This is a genomic window from Halopseudomonas formosensis (genome assembly GCF_900115905.1).
Classification (GTDB): domain Bacteria; phylum Pseudomonadota; class Gammaproteobacteria; order Pseudomonadales; family Pseudomonadaceae; genus Halopseudomonas; species Halopseudomonas formosensis.
Window position 1 is genome coordinate 46,959 of the sequence record NZ_FOYD01000012.1, and the last position, 24,866, is coordinate 71,824.

The 24,866-nt window shown below is 64.4% G+C and carries 23 protein-coding genes and 1 other RNA gene; 5 read left to right on the top strand and 19 right to left on the bottom strand.

Features of this window, described 5'->3' with window-relative positions:
- Nucleotides 1–8: 8 nt before the first annotated feature.
- Nucleotides 9–950 (bottom strand): M23 family metallopeptidase, encoded by a 942-nt coding sequence (locus BM046_RS13925; protein ID WP_090540516.1) that lies wholly within the window; start codon nucleotides 948–950, stop codon nucleotides 9–11.
- A 70-nt stretch (nucleotides 951–1,020) separates the two neighbouring features.
- Here BM046_RS13925 and BM046_RS13930 point away from each other — a divergent pair, with 70 nt between their 5' ends.
- Nucleotides 1,021–1,476 carry a DUF721 domain-containing protein gene (locus BM046_RS13930; RefSeq protein ID WP_090540518.1) on the top strand — a complete coding sequence of 152 codons (456 nt, stop codon included), beginning with the start codon at nucleotides 1,021–1,023 and terminating at the stop codon, nucleotides 1,474–1,476.
- Nucleotides 1,477–1,693: 217 nt separating this feature from the next.
- On the opposite strand, the gene lpxC is transcribed toward BM046_RS13930, so the two are convergent.
- The 18 genes from lpxC to rsmI all read right to left on the bottom strand — a co-directional run bounded on the left by lpxC (nucleotide 1,694) and on the right by rsmI (nucleotide 21,342).
- Entirely contained in the window at nucleotides 1,694–2,605 is a 912-nt protein-coding gene (gene lpxC, locus BM046_RS13935) for a UDP-3-O-acyl-N-acetylglucosamine deacetylase (RefSeq protein WP_090540521.1), read from the bottom strand.
- Between the two features lie 113 nt (nucleotides 2,606–2,718).
- On the bottom strand, nucleotides 2,719–3,891 hold the full coding sequence (gene ftsZ / locus BM046_RS13940; protein ID WP_090540523.1) for a cell division protein FtsZ: 1,173 nt from the start codon (nucleotides 3,889–3,891) through the stop codon (nucleotides 2,719–2,721).
- Between the two features lie 106 nt (nucleotides 3,892–3,997).
- A complete protein-coding gene (gene ftsA, locus BM046_RS13945) occupies nucleotides 3,998–5,230 on the bottom strand; it encodes a cell division protein FtsA (RefSeq protein WP_090540525.1) in 1,233 nt (410 codons plus the stop codon).
- Between the two features lie 9 nt (nucleotides 5,231–5,239).
- Nucleotides 5,240–6,100, bottom strand: coding sequence for a cell division protein FtsQ/DivIB (locus tag BM046_RS13950; protein ID WP_235818654.1), 861 nt, complete (start codon nucleotides 6,098–6,100; stop codon nucleotides 5,240–5,242).
- Nucleotides 6,101–6,114: 14 nt separating this feature from the next.
- On the bottom strand, nucleotides 6,115–7,032 hold the full coding sequence (locus tag BM046_RS13955) for a D-alanine--D-alanine ligase (RefSeq protein WP_090540527.1): 918 nt from the start codon (nucleotides 7,030–7,032) through the stop codon (nucleotides 6,115–6,117).
- The gene (gene murC / locus BM046_RS13960) at nucleotides 7,032–8,450 is read right to left on the bottom strand and encodes a UDP-N-acetylmuramate--L-alanine ligase (protein WP_218150046.1); all 1,419 of its coding nucleotides are present in this window, start codon (nucleotides 8,448–8,450) and stop codon (nucleotides 7,032–7,034) included. Before murC ends, BM046_RS13955 begins: the two co-directional genes overlap by 1 nt.
- Nucleotides 8,451–8,484: 34 nt before the next feature.
- Nucleotides 8,485–9,558 (bottom strand): undecaprenyldiphospho-muramoylpentapeptide beta-N-acetylglucosaminyltransferase, encoded by a 1,074-nt coding sequence (murG, locus tag BM046_RS13965; RefSeq protein WP_090540532.1) that lies wholly within the window; start codon nucleotides 9,556–9,558, stop codon nucleotides 8,485–8,487.
- Nucleotides 9,548–10,723 (bottom strand): putative lipid II flippase FtsW, encoded by a 1,176-nt coding sequence (ftsW, locus tag BM046_RS13970; RefSeq protein WP_177197880.1) that lies wholly within the window; start codon nucleotides 10,721–10,723, stop codon nucleotides 9,548–9,550. The genes murG and ftsW overlap by 11 nt, the downstream gene beginning before the upstream one ends.
- A complete protein-coding gene (gene murD / locus BM046_RS13975) occupies nucleotides 10,723–12,072 on the bottom strand; it encodes a UDP-N-acetylmuramoyl-L-alanine--D-glutamate ligase (protein ID WP_090540534.1) in 1,350 nt (449 codons plus the stop codon). Before murD ends, ftsW begins: the two co-directional genes overlap by 1 nt.
- A 10-nt stretch (nucleotides 12,073–12,082) precedes the next feature.
- The gene (gene mraY, locus BM046_RS13980; RefSeq protein ID WP_090540536.1) at nucleotides 12,083–13,165 is read right to left on the bottom strand and encodes a phospho-N-acetylmuramoyl-pentapeptide-transferase; all 1,083 of its coding nucleotides are present in this window, start codon (nucleotides 13,163–13,165) and stop codon (nucleotides 12,083–12,085) included.
- Nucleotides 13,156–14,544, bottom strand: coding sequence for a UDP-N-acetylmuramoyl-tripeptide--D-alanyl-D-alanine ligase (locus BM046_RS13985; protein ID WP_090540540.1), 1,389 nt, complete (start codon nucleotides 14,542–14,544; stop codon nucleotides 13,156–13,158). Before BM046_RS13985 ends, mraY begins: the two co-directional genes overlap by 10 nt.
- Nucleotides 14,537–15,988, bottom strand: coding sequence for a UDP-N-acetylmuramoyl-L-alanyl-D-glutamate--2,6-diaminopimelate ligase (locus tag BM046_RS13990; RefSeq protein ID WP_090540542.1), 1,452 nt, complete (start codon nucleotides 15,986–15,988; stop codon nucleotides 14,537–14,539). The genes BM046_RS13985 and BM046_RS13990 overlap by 8 nt, the downstream gene beginning before the upstream one ends.
- Nucleotides 15,985–17,745 carry a peptidoglycan D,D-transpeptidase FtsI family protein gene (locus tag BM046_RS13995; RefSeq protein WP_090540544.1) on the bottom strand — a complete coding sequence of 587 codons (1,761 nt, stop codon included), beginning with the start codon at nucleotides 17,743–17,745 and terminating at the stop codon, nucleotides 15,985–15,987. Before BM046_RS13995 ends, BM046_RS13990 begins: the two co-directional genes overlap by 4 nt.
- Nucleotides 17,742–18,050: a cell division protein FtsL gene (gene ftsL, locus BM046_RS14000; RefSeq protein ID WP_090540546.1), complete on the bottom strand. Its 309-nt coding sequence runs from the start codon at nucleotides 18,048–18,050 to the stop codon at nucleotides 17,742–17,744. Before ftsL ends, BM046_RS13995 begins: the two co-directional genes overlap by 4 nt.
- Complete coding sequence (gene rsmH, locus BM046_RS14005) at nucleotides 18,050–18,988, bottom strand: 16S rRNA (cytosine(1402)-N(4))-methyltransferase RsmH (protein ID WP_090540548.1); 939 nt, start codon at nucleotides 18,986–18,988, stop codon at nucleotides 18,050–18,052. The genes ftsL and rsmH overlap by 1 nt, the downstream gene beginning before the upstream one ends.
- Entirely contained in the window at nucleotides 18,985–19,440 is a 456-nt protein-coding gene (mraZ, locus tag BM046_RS14010) for a division/cell wall cluster transcriptional repressor MraZ (protein WP_090540550.1), read from the bottom strand. Before mraZ ends, rsmH begins: the two co-directional genes overlap by 4 nt.
- Nucleotides 19,441–19,745: 305 nt before the next feature.
- An RNA gene (gene rnpB, locus BM046_RS14015) (RNase P RNA component class A) lies at nucleotides 19,746–20,096 on the bottom strand.
- Nucleotides 20,097–20,493: 397 nt separating this feature from the next.
- Nucleotides 20,494–21,342: a 16S rRNA (cytidine(1402)-2'-O)-methyltransferase gene (gene rsmI, locus BM046_RS14020; protein ID WP_090540553.1), complete on the bottom strand. Its 849-nt coding sequence runs from the start codon at nucleotides 21,340–21,342 to the stop codon at nucleotides 20,494–20,496.
- Between the two features lie 126 nt (nucleotides 21,343–21,468).
- Here rsmI and BM046_RS14025 point away from each other — a divergent pair, with 126 nt between their 5' ends.
- From BM046_RS14025 to BM046_RS14040, 4 genes are read left to right on the top strand one after another with little or no spacing between them, the layout of a single operon-like run.
- Complete coding sequence (locus BM046_RS14025; RefSeq protein WP_177197879.1) at nucleotides 21,469–23,292, top strand: penicillin-binding protein activator; 1,824 nt, start codon at nucleotides 21,469–21,471, stop codon at nucleotides 23,290–23,292.
- Nucleotides 23,286–23,666: a YraN family protein gene (locus BM046_RS14030; protein ID WP_090540557.1), complete on the top strand. Its 381-nt coding sequence runs from the start codon at nucleotides 23,286–23,288 to the stop codon at nucleotides 23,664–23,666. The genes BM046_RS14025 and BM046_RS14030 overlap by 7 nt, the downstream gene beginning before the upstream one ends.
- Nucleotides 23,667–23,680: 14 nt before the next feature.
- The gene (locus BM046_RS14035) at nucleotides 23,681–24,274 is read left to right on the top strand and encodes a phosphoheptose isomerase (RefSeq protein ID WP_090540559.1); all 594 of its coding nucleotides are present in this window, start codon (nucleotides 23,681–23,683) and stop codon (nucleotides 24,272–24,274) included.
- The gene (locus BM046_RS14040) at nucleotides 24,271–24,837 is read left to right on the top strand and encodes a BON domain-containing protein (protein WP_090540561.1); all 567 of its coding nucleotides are present in this window, start codon (nucleotides 24,271–24,273) and stop codon (nucleotides 24,835–24,837) included. The genes BM046_RS14035 and BM046_RS14040 overlap by 4 nt, the downstream gene beginning before the upstream one ends.
- Nucleotides 24,838–24,866: the final 29 nt, after the last annotated feature.

Here is a 24,866-nt window from a genome sequence, read left to right on the forward strand (position 1 = left end):
TGGGGGAATCAGTTCAGAGCGAGGAAGCGGGCCGGGTCGATGGCCCTGTCGTTGCGATAGACTTCCAGGTGCAGATGCGGGCCGGTCGAGCGACCGGTGGAACCCACAGTGGCAATCTGTTCGCCCTTTCTGACCAGATCGCCCTTCTTCACCATCAACTCCTGGGCATGAGCATAACGGGTCTTGTAGCCGTTGCCGTGAGTGATCTCGACCATGTTGCCATAGGCGCCCCGGCGACCGGCGTAGGTGACCACGCCGGCACCGACGGCGTAGATCGGCGTGCCGCGGGGTGCAGCGAAGTCCAGCCCCGAATGCATGGCGATACGCCGGGTAATGGGATCGGCACGGCGGCCGAAACCGGAGGAGATGTAACCCACGTGCACCGGGGTGAAGTCCAGCGCCGAGTCGGCATCGGTCTTGCGGTTGAGCATCAGCTCCTCCAGCAGGCGCAGCTGCTGGGTGCGATCCTCGATGCGCGCACTGAGACGGTCCAGCACCAGCTGCAGCTCCTCCCCTTCATGGAAATTCATCGCGCTGGGCACCTCCGGCCCACCCATGCCGGGATCGGAGTCGGAGCTGAAGTTGAACTCTCCATCGGACAGCTCGGCAAGCTCGGTAAGGCGCTCGCCCAGAGCGTCAAGGCGGGACAGGCGGACCTGCAGACGGCCCAGCTGCTGGGTCATGTGTTCCAGCTGAACCCGCGACTCTTCCTTTATATAATCCGCGCCGGTGGCATAATCACCTTGAACTGACTGTTGCCAGAGGGTGTCATAATCCAGGGCGGCAGTGTCTGTTTCCATCTGCTGCTGCGAGCTGGCCAGATTCCAGGCCAGCAACGCGGCGAGCAAGGGCATCAGCAGGATGCCTGCGAGACCGGCGATCAACCAGGGCGATGACAGATTCACCGCCCGGCTGGTACCGTCACGCTTGGTGACTATGATGATGTTCAATGAAAGATCCCCAAATTAATCCCTGCGGTTCTGCTAGGATGACCGCTGTTTCAGTCACGCCGAGATAGCAATGTCTTTCTATCCCATGGACGCACGTCGCCCGGGTGACCTGCTGAAAACCCACTCCGCCCTGAAGGGTCTGTTTCGCCAGGCTCGGGCCATAGAACGCATGCAGGTTCTGCTCGACTCGGTATTGGAGCCGGCAGCTCGCGAGCACTGTCGCGCAGCCTCTTACCGCGACGGTGTTCTGAGGGTGCTGGTGACCGATAGCCAGTGGGCTACCCGGGTCCGCTACCAGCAGAAACGCCTCATCCGTCAGTTACAGGCCTACGCGGAGTTCGCCACCTTAACGAAAATCCACTGTAGGGTACAACCGCCACTGGTCAAAAAAACGCCACCAGTTCGCAAAATGAGGCGGTCAATTGTCGCAGCTGAGACCCTGTTCGAAACCTCCAGGGAGATCAGCGACCCCAATCTGCGGGCGGCCCTGGAACGCCTGGCGCGTCATCATAGTGGCGAGTCCTGAACCTCCGTCATTGGCAAGAACATAACCCTGCATCCCAGACCGCCTGCACACTCCGAGCCGGCGATGGCTTTTCCGGCAGCAGCCAGGAAGCTTCCGTTGCGAGGCCTGCCCGATCTCCCAAGCTGACTTTCCGAATAACTTCCAGACAGGCTTCCAGATAAACAAATAAGCAAAAAAAACGGCCACCGAAGTGGCCGTCAAACGAAACGAGTAAAAATCAGACTGCAGCGGCGGGACGCATGAAGGAGATGGGTGCGGTCCCGGCGTCTTCGAAGGTTACGATTTCATAGGCATCGGGCTTGGCCAACAGGGCACGCAACAGCTTGTTGTTGAGGGCATGACCGGACTTGAAGCCGCGGAACTCGCCTACCAGGCTCTTGCCCAGCAGGTAGAGGTCACCGATGGCATCGAGGATCTTGTGCTTGACGAATTCGTCCTCGTAACGCAGGCCGTCTTCGTTCAGTACGCGATACTCGTCCACCACAATGGCATTGTCCACACTGCCACCCAGAGCCAGGTTCTGCGAGCGCAGGTATTCGATATCCCGCATGAAGCCGAAGGTACGCGCACGGCTGACTTCCTTGACGAAGGAAGTACTCGAGAAGTCGACACTGGCGGTCTGGCTTCTGCCGCGGAATACCGGATGGTCGAAGTCGATGCCGAAGGTCACCTTGAAGCCCTCGAAGGGCACGAAGGTTGCCGTCTTGCCGTCCTCTTCCACGGTCACTTCACGCTTGATGCGAATGAACTGCTTGGGCGCGTCCTGTTCCTCGATCCCCGCTGACTGGATCAGGAACACGAACGGACCGGCGCTGCCGTCCATGATCGGTACTTCCGGCGCACTGAGCTCCACCACGGCGTTGTCGATACCCAGGCCGGCCATGGCCGACAGCAGGTGCTCGACGGTATCCACCTTGACTCCATCCTTGATCAGCGTGGTAGACATGGTGGTCTCGCCGACGTACTCGGCCCGCGCCGGAACCTCGGCCACGGGGTCGAGATCAGTGCGACGGAACACGATGCCGCTGTCCACCGGCGCCGGTTTCAGAGTGAGGTAGACCTTCTCACCCGAGTGCAGGCCAACACCGGTGGCCCGGATGGTGTTCTTCAGTGTGCGTTGTCTGATCATGCTTGAACTGGCTTCCGCTGTAATTGCGAATAATTTTCAACTAGATGGCGCGTAGCATAGCAAAATTCGCCCCTGTTGAACACTAATCAGCCCTATTCAACCGATTGACCCACTCAATCAGCCTGACGCCGCAGGAAGGCCGGAATATCCAGATAATCCAGGTCTTCGTTGGGACGTGCAAGGGCTGTTGCCGCTGTCTGGGCGCCACCGGAATTGCGCATCACGGTCGGACGATCCAGGTCGCGGTAGTTGGTAGCCATGCTCTCGGCCGGACGGCTGGCCTGCACCGGGGCAGCCGTGTTGTCCACAACCTTGACCGGCTTGTCCATGCGTGCGCCCAGACCGGTGGCAACCACAGTTACCCGCAGCTCCTCACGCAGTTCCGGATCGATCACGGTACCCACCACCACGGTGGCGCTCTCGGAAGCAAACTCCTCGACGGTGTTACCCACTTCGGAGAACTCGCCCAGCGACAGGTCAGGACCGGCGGTGATGTTGACCAGGATGCCGCGGGCACCCATCAGGTTGACGTCTTCCAGCAGCGGGCTGCGGATGGCGGCTTCGGCGGCTTCACGGGCGCGGTTCGGGCCGCTGGCGTGGCCGGTACCCATCATGGCCATGCCCATTTCGCTCATCACGGTCTTCACGTCGGCGAAGTCGACGTTGATCATGCCGGGACGGATGATCAGGTCGGCAATGCCCTGGACGGCGCCAAGCAGTACGTCGTTGGCCTTGCTGAAGGCGGACAGCAGGCTGGCGTCCTTGCCCAGAACGGTCAGCAGCTTCTCGTTGGGGATGGTGATCAGGGAGTCGACGTGCTGGCTCAGCTCGCGGATACCTTCCTCGGCGATCTGCATGCGCTTGCGGCCTTCGAAGGGGAACGGCTTGGTTACCACGGCAACGGTGAGGATGCCCATTTCACGGGCAACTTCGGCAACGATGGGTGCAGCACCGGTACCGGTACCGCCACCCATGCCGGCGGTGATGAACACCATGTCCGACCCCTGCAGCACCTCGGCGATGCGCTCGCGATCTTCCAGGGCGGCTTCACGGCCGATCAGCGGGTTGGCGCCAGCACCCAGACCCTTGGTCACGGCGGTACCCAGTTGCAGTACGGTACGGGCGGTCATGTTTTTGAGCGCCTGGGCGTCGGTGTTGGCGCAGATGAAGTCCACGCCTTCGACGTTGTTGATCACCATATGCTGCAGGGCGTTACCGCCGCCGCCGCCAACGCCGATGACTTTGATGACCGCGTTTTGCGGGAGGTTATCGATCAGTTCAAACATGGTCCCATCTCCTCGAGTTGATACTCGTCTTGTTTCGTTGTAAGTCGCTTCGTCTGGTACTGCTGTCCGGTTTCCCGGGTGCCCGCTTGGTTTCCCTGCGGGTCTGTTAAAAATTCCCTTTGAACCACCGCTTGACCTTGATCAGCGGTGATTCCCTGCTCTGTTCCGGCCCCCCGTGCTGGGGGTCACCGTGGTGTTTCATGCCGTAATGCAACAGTCCCACGCCGGTGGCGTAGATGGGATTGCGCACCACGTCGCTCAGCCCCTTGATCTCCTGCGGCACGCCCAGGCGCACCGGCATGTGGAAGATTTCCTCGGCCAGCTCGACCGCCCCTTCCATCTTTGCGGTGCCGCCGGTCAGCACTATGCCGGCGGGGATCATGTCCTCGAAACCGGAGCGGCGCAGTTCAGCCTGGATGAGGGTGAACAGCTCGTCATAGCGCGGCTCCACCACCTCGGCCAGGGCCTGGCGGGACAGATCCCGCGGCGGGCGCTCGCCGACGCTGGGCACCTTGATGGTTTCCTCCGGCCCGGCCAGCTTGGCCAGGGCGCAGGCGTAGCGGATCTTGATCTCTTCGGCGTGCTGGGTCGGGGTACGCAGGGCCATGGCGATATCGTTGGTGACCTGGTCGCCGGCAATCGGAATCACTGCGGTATGCCGGATGGCACCCTCGGTAAAGATGGCGATATCGGTAGTGCCACCACCGATATCCACCATGCACACGCCCAGTTCCTTCTCGTCCTCGGTCAGCACCGAGTAGCTGGAGGCCAGCTGCTCGAGGATCACGTCCTCCACTTCCAGGCCGCAGCGGCGGATGCACTTCTCGATGTTCTGCACCGCGTTCATGGCGCAGGTCACCAGATGCACCTTGGCTTCCAGACGCACGCCGGACATGCCGCGGGGCTCGCGCACACCCTCCTGGTTATCGATCACGTATTCCTGAGGCAGGATGTGCAGCACCTTCTGGTCCGCCGGAATGGCCACGGCCTGGGCCGCATCCAGTACCCGGTCGATATCCGCCTGCACCACTTCACCTTCGCGGATCGCGACTATGCCGTGGGAGTTCATGCTGCGGATGTGGTTGCCGGCAATCCCCGCATATACGGAATGAATCTGGCAGCCTGCCATCAGCTCGGCTTCTTCAATGGCTCGCTGGATCGACTGCACGGTGGACTCGATATTCACCACCACGCCCTTCTTCATGCCGCGGGACGGATGCGAGCCGATACCGACGATTTCCAGCTCGCCGTCCGTGCCGATTTCGCCGACCAGCGCCACCACCTTGGAGGTGCCGATATCCAGTCCGACGATCATCCTGCTACCCTGCTTGCTTGCCATGATTGCTCGTTACTCCCCGTTAACCGTTACGGGCTCGCGCCACGCCACTGCCATTCCATTGCTGTAGCGCAGGTCCACCCGTGCTATGAGCTCCCGACGCTCGGCCAGCATCAGCCGGTCGATGGTCAGAAACCGTTGCATCTTGTCCAGTACATCATCACGCCCCAGCAGCATCTCGATGCCGCCGCGGGTTGTCAGGAACCAGCTGCCGCGGTCGCGCATTTCCAGCCGCGCCACCTCGTGTCCATGGGGCCGCAGCAGGCGATTGAACTGCTGATAGTTCTGCATCACCCGCTTTTTCGCCCGCTCCGGGCCGTTCAGCAGTGGCAGGCCCTGGAAGCTGTCGATCTGCTCCGGGGTGAAGGCACGGCCGTTGTTGTTCAGCAGCGCGTCATCACCCCAGCGCGCCACCGGCAGGTGCTCGTCGAGATTGATCACCAGCTGATCCGGCCAGACCCGGCGTACACTGGCCCCGGACACCCAGGGCATGGCCAGCAGATCCGCACGCAGGGCATCCAGATCTATGGTGACCAGGCTCTTCTGCTGATAAGGCGCCAGCGCCGCCTGGACCGAGGCGCGATCTATGTACTGCAGATCCCCTTCCACATTGATCACGCTGATCGGACGCTGGGCCAGCGGCTGCAGACGGTCGACCAGCTCGTACAGCCCCATGCCCAGCACCACCAGCAACAGCGGCCAGAGCAGTTGCTGAAGACGCCGACCGCTGCCGCGCAGGCCCTGCAGCGAGGGCATGCCGAGCCGCGGCCAGCTGCGCGGGGCCGGCGGGGTCACGCGCACGGCGCCACGGGTCGGCGCACCACGCCGGCCCGGGTTTCTGCCGCTGCGCTGATCCCTGATCATCAGCCCCATGTCGATTCCCTGCCTCAGTAGCGGGCACTGGCGAGAATCGCCAGCACCAGATCGGTGAAATTCAGCCCCGCCGCCGCAGCGGCCATGGGCACCAGGCTGTGGTCGGTCATTCCGGGCGCGGTGTTGACCTCCAGCAGGTAGAAACTGCCATCGGTGTCCTGCATCACATCGACCCGGCCCCAGCCGCGGCAGCCCACGGCGTCGAAGGCACGCAGACACAGGTCGGCCAGCTCTGCTTCGCGCTCCTCGCTCAGGCCGCAGGGGCACTGGTACTGGGTGTCGGAAGCCAGGTACTTGGCCTGGTAGTCATAGAAGGTGTTGGGCGTGCTCAGCCGGATCGCCGGCAGCACCTGACGATCAAGAATGCCGACGGTGAACTCGGCCCCGGTGACCCACTGCTCGACCAGCGCCACATCGTCGTACTTGCGCGCCTGCTCCCAGGCCGCCTGCAGCTCTTCCAGCGAATGCACCTTGGCCATGCCGATGCTGGAGCCTTCGTGGATCGGCTTGATGATCAGCGGCGTACCCAGCTGCTCGACCACACCGGCGCATTCGGCCGCGTCGCGCAGAACCGCATAGGCCGGCGTCGGCAGGCCAATGCTCTGCCAGACCTGCTTGGTACGCAGCTTGTCCATGCCCAGCGCCGAGGCCATGACTCCGCTGCCGGTATAGGGGATCTGCAGGCATTCGAGCATGCCCTGCAGGCTGCCATCCTCACCTCCACGCCCGTGCAGGGCGATGAATACCCGGTCGGGGCGCTCGGCGATCAGGCGTTCGGCCAGATCGGCCCCCGCATCAATACCGAACGCATCCACACCGGCGCCCTGCAGGGCAGCCAGCACCGCTGCGCCGGATTTGAGCGAAACTTCACGCTCGGCTGAGGTGCCGCCGTAGAGTACCGCGACACGCCCAAAGTCATTAACGTCGACCATCAGGCCTGACCTCCCTTGAGTTCGTTACCCAGCCGCGTCAACGCCTCGGCCAGTTGCGGGGCGAGCCCGCCGATATCGCCAGCGCCCTGGGTCAGCAGGATATCGCCCGGCTGCAGTACCGCGCGCAGCAGCGGCATCAGATCCGCGTCCCGCGCCACATACAGCGGGTCGATCTGGCCACGCAGGCGGATGCTGCGGCAAAGATGCTTGCTGTCCGCTCCCGGCACCGGCTCTTCCCCGGCGGGGTAGACTTCCATCAGCAACAGCACGTTGGTTTCGCCCAGCACCTGAACAAAGTCCTCGTACAGGTCCCGGGTACGGGTGTAACGGTGCGGCTGGTAGACCATGACCAGCCGTCGCTCCGGCCAGCCGCCACGCACGGCCTTGATCACGGCATCCACTTCCCGCGGATGGTGGCCGTAGTCGTCGACCAGCATCACGCTGCCCTCGTCACCGAGCGGGAACTCGCCATGCACCTGGAACCGGCGGCCCACGCCCTGGAAGCTGGTCAGCCCCTGAACGATGGCCTCGTCGCTGACGCCCTCGTCCGCGGTCACGGCAATGGTCGCCAGAGCATTGAGCACGTTGTGCACGCCGGGCATGTTGACGAATACCCGCAGCGGCTCGCGGCCTTCGCGCAGTACGGTGAAGTGGGTCTGCATGCCCTTTTGCTCGATATCCACGGCGCGGATGTCGGCGTCCTCGGACTGGCCGTAGGTGATCACCTGACGGTTGATCTGCGGCAGGATATCCCGCACCACAGGATCATCGATGCAGAGCACCGCCAGACCGTAGAACGGCAGGTTGTGCAGGAAGTCGACGAAGGTGCGCTTCAGGCGGTTGAAGTCGCCTTCGTAGGTGGCCATGTGATCGAAATCGATATTGGTGACGATGGCGGCCATCGGCTGCAGGTGCAGGAAGGAGGCATCGCTCTCGTCCGCCTCGGCCACCAGGTAGCGCCCCTCGCCCAGCTGGGCATTGGTGCCGGCGGCGGTGAGTTTGCCGCCGATGACGAAGGTCGGGCTCAGATCTGCCGCGGCCAGTACCGAAGCAATCAGGCTGGTGGTCGTGGTCTTGCCGTGGGTACCGGCCACCGCAATGCCATGGCGGTAGCGCATCAGTTCGGCCAGCATCTGCGCCCGGGGCACCACGGGAATGCGTTTTTCCAGGGCCGCGGCGACCTCGGGGTTGCTCTTGTTGATGGCGCTGGAAACCACCAGCACATCGGCGTTCTGCACGTTCTCTGCGCGATGGCCGATATCCACCCGGGCGCCGAAGCTTTCCAGCCTGGCAGTGACTGCCGAACGCTTCAGGTCGGATCCGGACACTCGGTATCCGAGGTTGAGCAGCACTTCGGCAATGCCGCACATGCCCACCCCGCCGATACCGACGAAGTGGATGCGACGAATGCGGCGCATGGCCGGCAGACTGAAGGTGGCCTCGGGGCGCTTGTCAGTGCTCACGGGCAACCTCCAGGCAGGCGCGGACCACGTCTGCTGTTGCATTGGGTCGGGCCTGTTTGCGGGCTTGTTCTGCCATCAGTCGTACTGTCTCCGGTTTGCCAAGCAGGGTGCCGAGGCGCTGGGCCAGCAGCTCGGCGGTAAGGGTTTTCTGCGGCAGCAGCTCGGCTGCGCCGCGATCGGCCAGGTAGCGCGCATTGGCTGTCTGGTGATCATCAATGGCATGGGGCAGCGGGATCAGCAGCGCCGGACGGCCGGCTGCGGCCAGCTCGGCCACGGTCAGTGCCCCGGCCCGGCATACCACCAGATCGGCCCAGGCATAGGCCTCGGCCATGTCTTCGATGAAGGGCTGCACCTCGGCCTTCACACCCACTGCCGCGTAGGCCTGGCGGGTATCGTCCACATGCTGGCGACCGCACTGGTGGCGGATCTGCGGGCGCTGGCCGGCGGGTAACAGGGCCAGGGCCAGCGGCAGCAGTTTGTTCAGCGGCAGTGCACCCAGGCTCCCGCCCAGCACCAGCAGACGCGGCTGACGCAGCCCGTCCCAGATCAGGGGCGGTACCTCAAAAATGTGCTCACGTACCGGGTTGCCGGTGGTGCGCCGGGCACTGCCGGGGGCAAAGCTGTTGTCGAAGCCTTCGCAGCGGCGGGTGGCAATGTGCGCCAGCAGCCGGTTGGTGGTGCCGACCACCGCGTTCTGTTCATGAATCACCAGCGGGATACGGCGCAGCCAGGCCGCTACGCCACCGGGTCCGGTGACGTAGCCGCCGGCGCCCAGTACCACCGCCGGCTGCAGCTCGCGCAATACCTGCAGGGACTGCCACAGGGCGCGGACCAGACGTACCGGTGCCAGCAGCAGCCCCAGCTTGCCCTTGCCGCGCAGTCCTTGGATATCGATGAAATGCAAGGGGATGCCGGCCTGCGGGATCAGCTCGGCCTCGATGCCCCGGCGGGTACCCAGCCAGTGCACCTCATAGCCCTGTTCCTGCAGCAGACGGGCACAGGCCAGCGCCGGGAACACGTGCCCGCCGGTACCACCGGCCATGATCAGCACCTTACTGGCCATCGGCAGCCTCCCGCAGCGCCTGACGGCGCTCCCAGTCGATCCGCAGCAGGATGCCCAGGCTGATGCAGCACACCACCAGCGAACTGCCGCCATAGCTGAGGAATGGCAGGGTCAGCCCCTTGGTCGGCAGCAGGCCGATATTCACGCCGACGTTGATCAGCACCTGCCCGCACCACATGATCGCCAGGCCATAGGCCAGATAGGCCGAGAACAGGCGACCGGCGCGCTCGGCCCAGAGTCCGATGTAGAGCGCCCGGCCAGCGATAAACACCAGCAGGGCGAAGGCCGCCAGGGCGCCTACCATGCCCAGCTCCTCGGCCAGTACGGAAAACACGAAGTCGGTATGGGCTTCCGGCAGGTAGAACTGCTTCTGGATGCTGTTGCCCAGCCCGACGCCGAGCCACTCGCCACGGCCGAAGGCGATCAGTGCCTGGGTCAGCTGGTAGCCGGTGCCGTAGGGGTCGTTCCACGGATTGAGGAAGCCGGTCAGGCGCTGCAGTCGGTAGGGTTCGGACCACACCAGCAGCGCCGCCATGCCGGCCAGCGAGCCGAACAGCAGGGTGAAGCGCAACAGCCCCACCCCTCCGAGGAACATCATGCCCACTGCCGCACCCATCAGCACCACGGTGGCGCCGAAATCCGGTTCCATGATCAGCAGGAAGGCCATGGGGCCCAGCACCAGGAATGGTTTGATGAAGCCCAGCCAGCCTTCCTTGACCTCGTCCTGACGATGCACCAGGTAACCGGCCAGGAATACCACAGCGAACAGCTTGGCCAGTTCCGAGGGCTGCACGTTGATCGGCCCGACGGCGATCCAGCGCCAGCTGCCGTTGACCTCGCGGCCGATACCGGGGATCAGCACCGCAATCAGCAGCACGAAGGCCAGCACCAGCAGCAGGAAGCGCGACTGCTCCCAGAATCGCAGCGGCACGGCCAGGGTGCCGAGCAGTGCCAGCACGCCGATGAACATGTACACCAGCTGACGCTTCATGTAATACAGCGGACTGCCGAGCTGGCCGGCTGCCACTTCCATGGAGGCGGAACTGACCATCACCAGCCCCAGCGACAGCAGCGCGATACCACCCAAGAGCAGCGGCATGTCCATGTCGAAGCGGCGCTCCCCGGTCAGGGGGGCCAGGGATCTGTGCAGCATCTGGGTGACCATCATGGCGCCAACCTCCCGACCGCAGCGGCGAACAGCCGACCACGCTCCTCGAAGTTGGCAAACATGTCCAGGCTGGCGCAGGCCGGCGACAGCAGCACCGCGTCACCAGGCTGCGCCAGGCTGGCAGCGGCGTTGACCGCCTCATCCAGACTGCTGACCCGCTGCAGCGGCACATGGCTCTTGAGCACCTGTTCCAGCTTGTCGGCGTCGCGACCGAGCAGCACCACGGCACGGCAATAGCGACTGATCGGCTCGCACAGCGGCGAAAAGTCGGCACCCTTGCCATCGCCGCCGGCAATCAGCACCTGCCTGCCCTGCAGGGTATCGCCGAAACCTTCAATGGCCGCCAGCGCCGCACCGACGTTGGTGGCCTTGGAATCGTCGTAGTAGTCCACGCCGGCGTGCTGCCCGACCCACTGGCAACGGTGGGGCAGACCGGGGAAGTCGCGCAGGGCCTCGAGCATGGCCGTCATCGGCAACCCGACAGCGTGACCCAGCGCCAGCGCCGCCAGGGCATTGGCCTGATTGTGGGCGCCGCGGATCTTCAGCTCGCTGACCGGCATCAGCGCCTTGAATTCGAAGGCCAGATGTTTCTGCCCGTCCTGCTCGATCAGCCCGAAGCCCCTGAGGTCGGGCTTGCCCAGACCGAAGCTCCAGCACGGCAGACGATCGGCAACCAGCGGCCGGGTCAGGGCATCATCGCGATTGACTACAACCTGCCGGGCACCACGGAAGATGCGGTGCTTGGCCAGGTGATAGGCGCCCAGATCGGCGTAGCGATCCATGTGGTCTTCGCTGATGTTGAGTACGGTGGCGACCTCGGCATTCAGCGCCTCGGTGGTCTCCAGCTGGAAGCTGGACAGCTCCAGCACATAGAGATCCGCCTTGCTGTCCAGCAGATCCAGTGCCGGAGTGCCGATGTTGCCACCGACCGCCACCCGCCGGCCGGCCTTCTCGGCCATCAGCCCGACCAGGGTGGTCACAGTGCTCTTGGCGTTGGAACCTGTGATGGCGACTATGGGCGCCTCCGCGGCACGGGCGAAGAGTTCGATATCACCCACTACCTTCACCCCGGCCTGAATGGCCGTCTGGATGGCAGGTGTGGACAGGGGAATGCCCGGATTCACGATGAGCTCGTCAGCCGAACTCAGCAGCTGCGCATCCAGCTCGCCGAGGTAGAGGTCTGCCATGGGCGCAAAGCGCTTGAGCTTGTCCAGGCCGGGCGGATTGGTGCGGGTGTCGCAGACCGCGAACGGCAGATCACGGCCGGCCAGATACCGGGCGACCGATAAACCGGTAACCCCCAGTCCGACTATGATCCGTTGCTTGTCCGTGGAAATCAGCGACACCTTGGGTTCCTCAACGCAGTTTCAGAGTGGACAGGCCGATCAGCACCAGAATCACGGTGACGATCCAGAAGCGCACGATGACGCGCGGCTCCGGCCAGCCCTTGAGTTCGAAATGGTGGTGGATGGGTGCCATGCGGAACACCCGGCGACCGGTCAGCTTGAACGAAGCCACCTGGACGATCACCGACAGGGTCTCGACCACGAAGATGCCGCCCATGATGAACAGCACTATTTCCTGACGTACCACCACCGCAATCACACCCAGCGCGGCGCCCAGCGCCAGCGCGCCGACGTCACCCATGAACACCTGCGCCGGGTAGGTGTTGAACCAGAGAAAGCCCAGGCCTGCACCGATCAGCGCCCCGCAGAAGATCAGCAGCTCGCCTGAGCCCTGCACATAGGGGATCAGGAGATACTGGGAGAACTGCACGTTGCCGGACAGGTAGGCAAAGATGCCCAGGGCGCCACCGACCATCACCGTCGGCATGATGGCCAGCCCGTCCAGACCATCGGTCAGGTTGACGGCGTTGCTGGCCCCGACGATGACGAAGTAGGTCAGTACGATGAAGAAGGCACCCAGCTGGAACTCGACGCTCTTGAAGAACGGCAGGATCAGGGTGGTCTCTGCGGGGGTGTCGGCGGCCAGATAAAGGATCACGGCGGCGACCAGGCCGAACACCGACTGCCAGAAATACTTCCAGCGCGACGGCAGACCGCGGGAGTTCTTCTCGATCACCTTGCGGTAGTCATCCACCCAGCCGATGGCGCCGAAGCTGATTGTCACACCCAGCACCACCCAGATATAGAGGTTGCTCAGGTCCGCCCACAGCAGGGTACTGATGGTGATGGCGGTGAGGATCAGGGCGCCGCCCATGGTCGGGGTACCCTTCTTGGACAGGTGCGACTGGGGACCATCGTTGCGCACGGCCTGGCCGATCTGGCGCAGTTGCAGGGTGCGGATCATCCAGGGACCGAGGAACAGCGCCATGCCCAGGGCAGTCAGCACGCCGAGGATGCCGCGCAGGGTCAGGTACTGGAAAACACCGAAGCCGGTGTGAAATTGTTGCAGGTATTGCGCGAGTATCAGCAGCATGTCGGCTTGCCCTCTTCCTGATGTTGCGAGCCTTCAACCAGAGCGGCGACGACCTCTTCCATACCCGCACTACGCGAGCCTTTTACCAGAACCCGGGTGCGCGGGTTCAATTCATTGTTCAATGCCGCAGCCAGTGCAGCGCGATCGGCAAAACTGTGACCGCCGAGACCGAAAGCCCGGGCGGCCAGTGCCGACAGCGGGCCGGTGCTGTACAGGGCATCCAGGCCGCGGCTGCGTGCGTACTCGCCGATGTCCCGGTGGGCCTGCTGTTCGGTTGCACCCAGCTCGCCCATATCCCCCAGCGCCAGTATCCGCTGACCGTCCAGGGCAGCCAGCACATCGATGGCAGCGCGGACCGAGACCGGGTTGGCGTTGTAGGTGTCGTCGATGACCAGTGCGCCGTGGTGCCCGGGCAGGCTGCGGCCGCGGCCGGCGACCGGCTGCAGGGCCGCCAGGCCGTCGGCGATGGCCTGCAGGGGAATGTCCAGCGCCAGGGCGGCCGCGGCCGCAGCCAGGGCGTTGGCCACGTTGTGCCGACCCAGCAGGTTTAGCTGCACGTGCTGACTGCCCAGCGGAGACATCAGTTCGAAGCCCGGACAGCCACGCTGGTCGAGCTGGATATTGCGGGCATGCAGATCGGCGCGGCAGTCCTCGATACTGAAGCTCCAGCGCTTGCGCTGACCCAGAGTGGCCTGCCAGTCCGCCTGCCAGGGGCTGTCGAGGTTGATCACGCCCTGTCCATCGGCATCCAGACCGGCGAAGATTTCGCCCTTGGTCCGGGCAATGGCCTCTTCGCTGCCGAAACGGCCGATATGGGCCACGCCGGCATTGGTCAGCACGCCCACCTGCGGGCGGGCCAGCTGCATGCAGTAGGCGATGTCGCCCACCGCGCCGGCGCCCATCTCGACCACGGCAAAACGGTGCTCGGGAGCCAGCTCCAGCAGGGTCAGGGGTACGCCCAGCTCGTTGTTCAGATTGCCGCGGGTGGCCAGCACCGGTCCGCACTCGCGCAGGATGGCGGCGAGCATTTCCTTGACCGTGGTCTTGCCGCTGGAGCCGGTGATCGCCACCAGCGGATGGCGGAAGGCGGTGCGGTTCAGCGCACCCAGCTGGCCCAGGGCGAGCTGACAGTCGCTGACGATCAGTTGTGGCAGTGCGTCGTCCAGCGGCCGTTGCACCAAGGCGGCGACGGCGCCATTGGCGCGGGCCTGGGCGATGAAGTCGTGGCCATCCACCCGGCTGCCGGGCAGGGCCACGAACAGGCCGCCGGGCTGCACCCGACGGGCATCGATGCTGACGCTGTCAAAGCTGACGTCGGCACCCTTGAGTGTGGCATTGAGCGGTGTGGTCAGGGCGGAGAGGCGCATGGCTTCAAGCATGATGTCCCCCCCGGCCAAGCAGAGCGCGTTCGGCCTGTTCGATGTCGCTGAAAGGGTGACGCACCCCGTTTATCTCCTGATAAGTCTCGTGCCCCTTGCCGGCCAGCAGAATGACATCCCCTGCGGCGGCAGCAGCGATGGTCTGGGCGATCGCCTCGGCACGGTTGGCTATGACTGTGACCTGTTCGGTTCGTTCAATGCCGGCGAGAATATCCTCGATGATGGCCGCCGACACCTCGGTGCGCGGGTTGTCATCGGTAATCACCAGCTGATCGGCGCCCTGCTCGGCGATCCGACCCATCAGCGGCCGCTTGCCGCGATCGCGGTCACCGCCGCAGCCGAAGACACAGATCAGTCTCCCGGCCACATGGGCGCGCAGGGCGGCGAGCGCCTTTTCCAGCGCGTCCGGCGTATGCGCGTAATCGATGACTACCAGCGGCTGCCCTTCCCCGCCCAGACGCTGCATGCGACCGGCCGGGGGTACCAGCAGCCCCAGCTGCGCGGCAATCTGGGCCAGCGGCAGCTCCAGCGACAGGAGCACACCGGCGACCGCCAGCAGGTTGGAGAGGTTGAAGGTGCCCAGCAGCGGGCTGCGCAGCTCGGCGCTGGCCTGGGCCGTATGCAGCCGGGCGCTGATACCCTGGGCATCGAAGCGAATATCACTGCAGTGCAGGTCGGCATTGCTGTCGTTCAGGCTGAAGCCTATCAGCGGCAGGGTGCACTCTTCAGCCAGTTGGCGACCAAAGGTGTCATCAAGATTGATCACCGCGCGCTCGGCCTGATCGAACAGGCGCGCCTTGGCCTGGCCATAGGCAGCCATGTCGCCGTGATAATCCAGATGATCCCGGCTCAGGTTGGTGAATACCGCCACTTCGAACATCAGCGCGGCCACGCGGTTCTGCGCCAGTGCGTGGGAGGAGACCTCCATGCTGACCCGGCAGGCACCCTGATCGCGCAGATGCGCCAGCTGCTGCTGCAGGCTGAGTGCATCCGGGGTGGTCATGCCGTGGTCCAGCAGGGCGCCGGGCATGCCGCTGCCAAGGGTGCCGATCACGCCACAGGGCTGACCCAGATTGTTCAGTGCCTGGGCGAGCATCTGGCTGACGCTGGTCTTGCCGTTGGTGCCGGTAATGCCCACCAGCTTCATCTGGCAGGCAGGCTCGCCATGGAAGCGGCCGGCAATGGCCGACAGCTGGCTGGCCAGGTGACCGATCGGCAGCACGGGTACGGCCGCGCGGCAGGTGAATCCGTCCGCCGCTTCGTAGGCTACCGCAGCGGCACCGGCAGCAACCGCCTGGTCGATGTGATCGCGACCATCATGACGCAGGCCGGGCACCGCCAGGAACAGATAGCCAGGTTTCACCTGGCGGCTGTCGGTGGTCAGGCCGGTAAGGGTCACCAGATCACCCTGCCATTGCGGGAAAAGCTGCTGCAGCTGGATCATCCGCGTCCCTCCGGGCGTTCCGGGCTGGGCAGTTCGACCTGCTGCAGCTCATTGAGATTGTCCGGGGTGATGTTCAGCAGACGCAGGGCGTTGGACATCAGGCCGCTGAACACCGGCGCGGCGACCAGACCACCGTAGTAACCACCCTTGCTCGGCTCGTCGATCACCACGGCAATCGCCAGCCGCGGATTGCTGCCGGGCGCGAAGCCGGCGAACAGCGAGCGGTAAGCATCCTGCTGATACCCACGGGTACCGCTGGCGGTCTTGCGCGCGGTACCGCTCTTGCCGCCGACGTGGTAACCGGGAACCCGGGCGCGGTGGGTGCCGCCGGTGCCTTCGACCACTTCCTGCAGCATGCCCTGAATGGTACGTGCCACCTGCTCTGGCATGACCTGCTGGGCCGCCGGCTGTTCGTTCAGGCGCAGCAGCGACATGGGCACCTTGCGTCCGTTGTTGGCCAGAATCGCGTAGGCCTGGGCCAGCTGGACGGTCGTTACCGACAGGCCGTAGCCGTACGACAGGGCAGCGGTTTCTGCCTGGCGCCACTCGCGGAAGCTCGGCAGGTTGCCGACCCGCTCACCCGGGAACCCAAGCCCGGTGTACTGGCCGAAGCCGACCGCGTGCATGGTTTCATACAGCGCCGGACCGCCGACATCAAAGGCGACCTTGCTCATGCCCACGTTACTGGACTTGAGCAGGATGCCAGTCAGGTCGAGCACGCCGCCGGGGGCGCGGGACACGTCGCGGATGGTATAGCGGCCGATCTGCAGGGTGCCGGGGTAGACATTCACCTGATCGCGGGGCGACCAGCGGCCGGTGGCCAGGGCCGCACTCATGGAAATCGGCTTGACCGTGGAGCCGGGCTCGAACACGTCGATCAGCGCCCGGTTGCGCATGGCATCGGGCTGCAGGTTGGCACGGTTGTTGGGGTTGTAGCTGGGGTGGTTGGCCATGGCCAGAACCTCCCCGGTGCGCACGTCGATCATCACGATGGAGCCGGCACGCGCTTCGAATTCCTGCAGCGCCTCGCGCAGCTGGCGGTGAGCCAGATACTGCAGGCGCAGGTCGATGGACAGGGCCAGGTCGTTGCCGGGGCGGGCATTGCTGACCACCTGCACGTCCTTGATCAGACGGCCACGGCGGTCCTGCAGTACCTGACGCTTGCCGGGCACCCCTTCGAGCCAGTGGTCATAGGCCAGCTCGATGCCCTCCTGGCCCTTCTCGTCGACGTTGGTGAATCCCACCAGATGGGCTGCCACCTCACCGGCCGGATAGAAGCGGCGGTATTCCTCGATGCTGTAGACGCCGGGCACCCGCAGGGCCATGACCGCCTCGCCATCGGCGGGCACCATGCGCCGGCGCAGGTAGATGAATTCCTTGTCGGCGTTGGCCTTGAGCCGCTCGCTGAAGGTCGCCAGATCGGTCCCCAGTTCCCTGGCCAGTTCCGGCCAGCGGTCCGGATGCTTGATCAGCTGGGTCGGGTTGGCCCAGATGGTCAGTACCGGCGTACTGACGGCCAGCGGCTCGCCATTACGGTCGGTGATCTGGCCGCGGTGGGCAGGGATGGGCACATGGCGCACGCTGCGCTTGTCACCCTGATTCTTCAGGAAGCCCTCATCCAGCACGTGCAGCTCGACGATGCGCCAGCAGACAGCGAGGCTGCACAGCGCGAGCATGCCGATGACGATCCGGAAGCGCCAGGGATGCAGGCTGCCGTTGTTCGGATGGATGAATGATTTCCAGTCGGGCTTCTTCATGGGCGCACCAGAATCACTTCACTGGGTTCAGGTACGCGCATGCCCAGCTGCCGGGTGGCAATGCTTTCCACCCGGCTGTGCGCGGTCCAGGTGCTCTGTTCCAGCACCAGACGACCCCATTCAGCCTGCGCTTTCTCCCGCTGCTGCATCTCGCCCGCCAGCTCGTTGAGCAGCTGGCGGCTCCAGTGAGCGCTGTAGGGCACAGCCAGGGCGGTCACTAGGGTGAGGCCCCAGATCAGCAGCAGCCAGCCGCTGCCGGCGGGCAGGCCGGCGCGGGCGGTATTGGCAGCATTCGGCGTGCTCATCAGCGTTTCTCCGCCACGCGCAACACCGCACTGCGGGCACGGGGATTGGCAGCGATCTCCGCAGCGGAAGGCTTGATGGCCTTGCCGATCAGTTTCAGGCTGACCTTGATCTCGGCGTCGCGGATCGGCAGGTTGCGCGGCAGCGGGTCGCCCTTGGCTTCGCGGCGCATGAACTGCTTGACCTGGCGATCTTCCAGCGAATGGAAGCTGATCACCGCCAGGCGCCCGCCGGGAGCGAGCACCGCGAGCGCGGCCTGCAGCCCCTCGGCCAGATCCTCGAGCTCGCGGTTGATGAAGATGCGGATGCCCTGGAAGGCACGGGTGGCCGGATGCTTGTGCTTTTCCCAGGCCGGGTTGGCCTGCTTGATCACCTCGGCCAGATCGGCGGTGGTGGTAAACGGCTGTTCCGCACGGCGGGCCACGATGGCGCGCGCCATGCGGCGGGAGAAGCGCTCCTCGCCGTACTCGTACAGCACGGTGGCGATATCCGCCTCGTCGGCACTGTTGATCCAGTCGGCAGCGCTCTGGCCGGCGGCGGGATTCATGCGCATGTCCAGCGGGCCATCGTTGAGGAAACTGAAGCCGCGACCCGGGTCATCCAGCTGCGGCGAGGAGACGCCCAGGTCCAGCAGGACGCCGTCCACCTGCCCCAGCAAGCCACGGGACTCCAGCTCGTCCGCCATCTCGGCAAACGAGCGCTGTACAACGACAAAGCGGCCGTCTTCGGCCGCCAGCTGATTTCCGACCCGGATCGCCTCCGGGTCCTTGTCGAAGCCGATCAGTCGCCCCTCGGGAGAAAGCTGGGCGAGTATCGCCCGGCTGTGGCCTCCCCGGCCGAAGGTGCCGTCTATATAGAGGCCGTCCGGCCTTACTGCGAGCCCTTCCAGCGCTTCGCTCAGCAGTACACTGACATGTTTCAATTCGGTCTGCTGATTCATAGGCTCAATGTGTGCAGTTCCGCCGGCAGCTCGCCGACGCCCTGCTCCTCTTCCATATAGGCTGCGGTAGTGGCCTGCCAGGCCTCTTCACTCCACAGCTCGAATTTGCTCAGTTGCCCTACCAGCATCACCTTCTTGTCCAGACCGGCATGCTCACGCAGCAGCGGCGGCACAACGAAACGGCCGTTGCCATCCAGTTCGATCTCGTTGGCGTTACCGATCAGCAGGCGGCTCAAGCGCTTGACCGCCGGGTGCATGTTGGGGGCATTGCGCAGCTGCTGCTCGACCGCTTCCCAGGCCGGCAGCGGGTAGATCCACAGACAGCGCTCTTCCAGGGCAATGGTCGCGATCATCTGGCCGCCACAGGACTCGAGCAGACGGTCGCGATACCGTGCAGGCATCGCGAGTCGGCCCTTGGCGTCCAGATTGACAGCGCTCGCTCCCCGAAACACTTTTTGTTATTCCCCTGTTCGACCCACTGTTAGGACCACATTCCGTCCAAAAAAATCCACTTTGATCCACTACACACCACTTTCGCACACTATAGAAAGGCGCCCATACAGCGTCAAGTGACCAATTCACGGAAAAGCCTTATATGGCGAGGGTTTAGCGGCCAAACGGGGGCAAAAAAGCGCTCGAGGGAGGCAATTTCAAGAAAGAATTTTCATGAGGAACAAGAGGATGCTCATGCAACTTAAAGTTAAACATGAGGTTGAAAATATTTTTCGCTGCCGGAAGAGAACGTCAGGAAGGAAAAAATGGGAGCTGGCCTGTAAGCCGGGTTCTGTCGAGGACAGTCATTCCTCTGCGACAGCCATCACTGACTGCCTGTAGCAACCTACCCGAACCCAGTGCGGGCCGCACCAACGGGTTCCTATTTGGTCTTGCTCCGAGTGGGGTTTACCATGCCACGAACTGTTACCAGTCGCGCGGTGCGCTCTTACCGCACCCTTTCACCCTTACCGGCGCTTGCGCGCTTAGGCGGTCTGCTCTCTGCTGCACTTTCCGTGGGCTCACACCCCCCAGGCGTTACCTGGCACTCTGCCCTGTGGAGCCCGGACTTTCCTCCATATCACCGAAGCGATACAGCGACTGTCCAGCCAACTCCTGAACGCAAGGGTAGCGACATTGAAGCCAGACGGCAAGCCTTGATGGCTCAAGGGCGTGGGTTTTGGGTTCGGTGCACGCTGAAAGCTGCGAGCTTGCCTGACATCGGGAGCTGCCTGCCTGAGACACGCCGTAAACACATCCCTGTGGGCTCGTTGATGACATCCTTGTCATCAAACGGTCTCAGGCAGGCAACTCCCGACATCAGAGCGGTCACTTTTGAGCAGCTGACAGCTTAAAGCGACCAGCAGCGCAGAGTGTCCGGCGAAGCTGGGTGACAGGGTTGTGACGACCGTCGGTTTTCAGGGATGAAAACCGCGAGCCTACAGGGAAGTATTCACGGCGTGTCGGCACAGCCCTGTCAGCCAGCTGCGTCATCTGCGGGCCCGCCAATAGAGTCAGCGCCCCTTCTCCAGAGCAAGCTGATACAGGCGATTCTTCTTCACCCCGGTAATGCGCGCCGCCAGCGCTGCGGCCTGCTTGACCGGGAGCTCCTCCAGCAGGATATCCAGCACGCGCTCGGCAGCCGGATCGAGTGCGTCTTCGTCAGTGGACTGCGGCGCGCCCTCCACTACCAGCACGCATTCACCGCGTTGTTGATCCGGATCGTTGCGCACCCATTCCACCAGTTCGGCCAGGGGCGCGCCCCTGATGGTCTCGAAGGTCTTGGTCAGTTCCCGGGCCAGCACCACCTGCCGCGCGGGCCCCAGAATGTCCAGCAGATCCTCCAGGCACTCCAGCAGGCGATGCGGCGCCTCATAGAGCATCCAGGTGCGCGACTCGGCTGCCAGCGCCTCGATGCGCTGCCGACGGCCGTGGGCCTTGGCCGGGAGGAAGCCCTCGAAGCTGAATCTGTCCGAGGGCAGCCCTGCCGCGCTGAGCGCAGCGATCAGGGCGCAGGCGCCGGGTATCGGTGAGACCCGCACCCCGGCCTCCCGGGCCTGGCGTACCAGATGGAAGCCGGGATCGGAGATCAGTGGGGTGCCGGCATCGGAGATCAGCGCCATATCCTCGCCGGCCAGCAACCGCTCGACCAGCCGGGCGCTCTTGTCGCGCTCGTTATGGTCATGGCAGGCGGTGGTGGCGGTGGTGATGCCGAAGTGCTGCAGCAACCGGGCGCTGTGCCGGGTGTCCTCGGCGGCGATCAGACTCACCGAGCGGAGCACTTCCAGCGCCCGCGGTGTCAGATCCTGCAGATTGCCGATCGGCGTGGCGACAACGTAGAGAGTACCGGCAGTGGTAGACATGACAAATCCTGAGAACGGTGACCCATGATTGTACAGGACGTGAACGGTTTCCCGCCAAGCACATGGCAGCCCATGCCCCCGGCGGTTACACTATGCGGCAAAGTGCCCCAATCCAAGGTAGCCCTGATGTTCCGCATGTTTCGCCTGCCGCTTGCCGGCCTGATTCTCGCTTCTCTGATTGCCGGCTGCTCGGCGCCGCCCCGCCAGTTGGCGGACCTGCCTGCGTCCACTGACGCGCCGCTCAGCGACATCCTGCGGCAGGCCGAACGACGCTCCGGGGCGGAAGCCAACCTGCTGCGTCTGCATGCCGCCCAGACTGCCTGGAATCGTCAGCAGCCCGAGGAAGTCCGGCGCATTCTGGCATTGATCCCGCAGAGCGAGTTGCCCCTGGATCAGCAACAGCGTTTCAGCGAACTGCAGGCGCGCAGCGAAATGGCCCTGGGCCAGCCGGCAGCAGCCCTGCGTGCCCTGCGCCACCCGTCGCTGCAGCAGCTTGAAGGCCTGGCGCCCGCCAGTCAGGTGGAGATCCACCTGCTGCGTGCCGAGGCGCTGGCGGCTACTGGCGAGCATCTCAAGGCTGCCCAGGAGCGAATGTTCATCCATGATCTCCTGCCCAACGCGGATCAGCAGCAGAATCTGTCGGCAATCTGGCAGCAACTGAATCAGGTACCCAGCGGAAAGCTGCGCGAGGCAGCCGCCCTGGCCAGCGGAGAAACCGCCGGTTGGCTGAGCCTGGCGCTGATCCAGCGCGAACATGGCAGCCTGGATCTGCAGGTGCACGCGCTCCAGCAGTGGCAGAAACAGTATCCGGACCATCCGGCGGTGCAGAGCCCACCGGAGGGCGTGACACGTCTGCTGGAACTGCACGCGCAACGCCCACGTCACCTGGCCCTGCTGCTGCCCTTCGACGGCAACCTGGCCAGCGCTGCCGACGCCCTGCGCGATGGCTTTCTTGCCGCCCAGTACAACGCACTCGGTCAGGGCCTGGAGCAACCGCAGGTCAGTCTGTATGACAGTGGCAACTATGCCGACCTGATGCAGTTCTACCGCCAGGCAGAGGCCGACGGCGTGCAGTGGGTTATCGGCCCGCTGGATCGCCAGCAGGTCGCCAGGCTGGCCAGCCAGCCACAGCTGCCGCTGCCGACCCTGGCGCTGAATTATGCGGACGGGGCAACCACTCCGCCGCCCGGCCTGTTCCAGTTCGGCCTGTCGCCGGAGGACGAGGCGCGCTCGGCGGCGCTGCGTGCATGGCATGACGGCCACCGGCAGATGGCGATCCTGGCCAGCCAGGAGGATTGGGGCCAGCGGGCTGCAAGGGCGTTTGCCGAACAGTGGCAGGCCATGGGAGGCCATCTGGTCGGCCATGAGACCATTGATCAGCCCTCCGCCATTGCCAACCAGATCGCCGACCTGCTGCGAGTTCAGGAGAGCGAGCGTCGCAACCAGCGTATCCAGAGCGTACTCGGTGACGGCGTGACCGTGCAGCCGACCCCCCGCGCAGAACTGGAGGCCATCTTCCTGGCGGCCAACCCGCTGCAGGCGCGGCAGATCAAGCCGACCCTGGTCTTCCAGTACGCCGGTGATCTGCCGGTCTACGCCACCTCCCATGCCTATCGCCTTTCGGTACACGGGGAGCCGAACCCGGATATCGACGGACTGCTGGTCGCCGAGATTCCCTGGCTGCTGCACAACTCCGACCCGCTGTACGACACCGTGGTCAGCTCCTGGCCGGCCGCCGCCGGCCCCATGGGCCGACTCTACGCCATGGGCGTAGACGCCCAGCGCATCTTCAATCGCCTGCTGCAGATGCAGGAGCACCCGGAGACCCGCATTCATGGCGCCACCGGCACCCTGTCGCTGGACCCCAGCGGCCGCGTGCGGCGAGAGCTGTCATGGGGCCAGATCGTCGATGGGCAGCTGCAGCCGGTGGGTGATCTGGCGCCGTGGTAAGCGGTCGCCGGACCCTGCGCCAGATCAGCGGCGACCAGGCCGAGCGGCACGCCGAACAGCTGCTGCTCGGTGCCGGAATGCGCCTGCTGGCCCGCAACTACCGCTGCAAACAGGGCGAGCTTGATCTGGTCATGCGGGATGCCGATACAGTAGTATTCGTCGAAGTGCGCTACAGGCGGCGAGACCTGTGGGGCGACGCCGCGGAAACCGTGGACTGGCGCAAGCAGAAACGCGTGATTGCCGCTGCCCACCACTATCTGCTGACCCACCCCCACCTGGCCAACCAACCCTGTCGTTTCGATGTCATCGCCGCCATCGGCGACCCCGCGGACCCGGCATCCTACCGCTGGCTCCGGGAAGCTTTCACTTGTTAGCGAGCCCTTTTTCTATGGACATGCAACACCGTATCAGACAGCTGTTTACCGACAGCATCGAAACCAAAACCCGTGCCATGGACGTGCTCGGCCCCCCGATCGAGCAGGCCAGCCAGCTGATGGTCAACGCGTTGTTGAGTGAACGCAAGATTCTCAGCTGCGGCAACGGTGGCTCGGCCGGTGATGCCCAGCATTTTTCCTCGGAGCTGCTCAACCGCTTCGAGCGCGAGCGCCCCAGCCTGCCGGCTATCGCCCTGACCACCGACAGCTCCACCATCACCTCGATCGCCAACGACTACAGCTACGAGGAAGTGTTCTCCAAGCAGATCCGCGCCCTCGGCCAGCCCGGCGACGTGCTGCTGGCGATCTCCACCAGCGGCAACTCCGCCAACGTGATGCAGGCCATCCAGGCCGCCCACGACCGGGATATGCTGGTGGTGGCCCTGACCGGCCGCGACGGCGGCGCGATGACCTCCCTGCTGCTGCCCGATGATGTGGAAATCCGCGTACCGGCGCGCTCCACTGCACGCATCCAGGAAGTACACCTGCTAGCCATCCACTGTCTGTGCGACCTGATCGACCGCCAACTGTTCGGGAGTGAGGAATGATACGTATCGCCGCCGTTCTGCTTGCCCTGACCCTGGCTGGCTGCAGCGGAGTGCTGACTGCCACGCGGGACGCGCCCATGGAGCCGAACTACGGCACCCGCACCCTGGGCAGCAGCATTGACGACCAGCTGATCGAGACCCGGGCGAGCGTCAATATCGCCAAGGCCCACCCGGACCTGGAAGCCCAGTCACGCTTCAGCGTAACCAGCTACAACGGCGTGGTATTGCTCACCGGACAGGTGCCGCGGGCCGAGCTGGTGCAGCTGGCCGGCGATACCGTGCGACGAGTACAACGGGTCAAGGTAGTGCATAACGAGCTGACCGTGGGGCCGCGACTGTCCCTGCTGGCGCGCAACAACGACGCGCTGATCACCTCCAGCGCCAAGACCCGGATGCTCGCAGACAGCAACATCCCGGGCCGGCGCATCAAGGTGGTTACCGAGGCCGGTGCCGTCTATCTGATGGGGCTGGTGACCCGCGCCGAGGCGGATGCCGCCGTGGCTGCCGTCCAGCAGGTCGGCGGTGTGCAGCGGATCGTGAAGCTGTTCGAATATATCGACTGAGACTGTCACCGGGGTGTAGCGCACCTGCG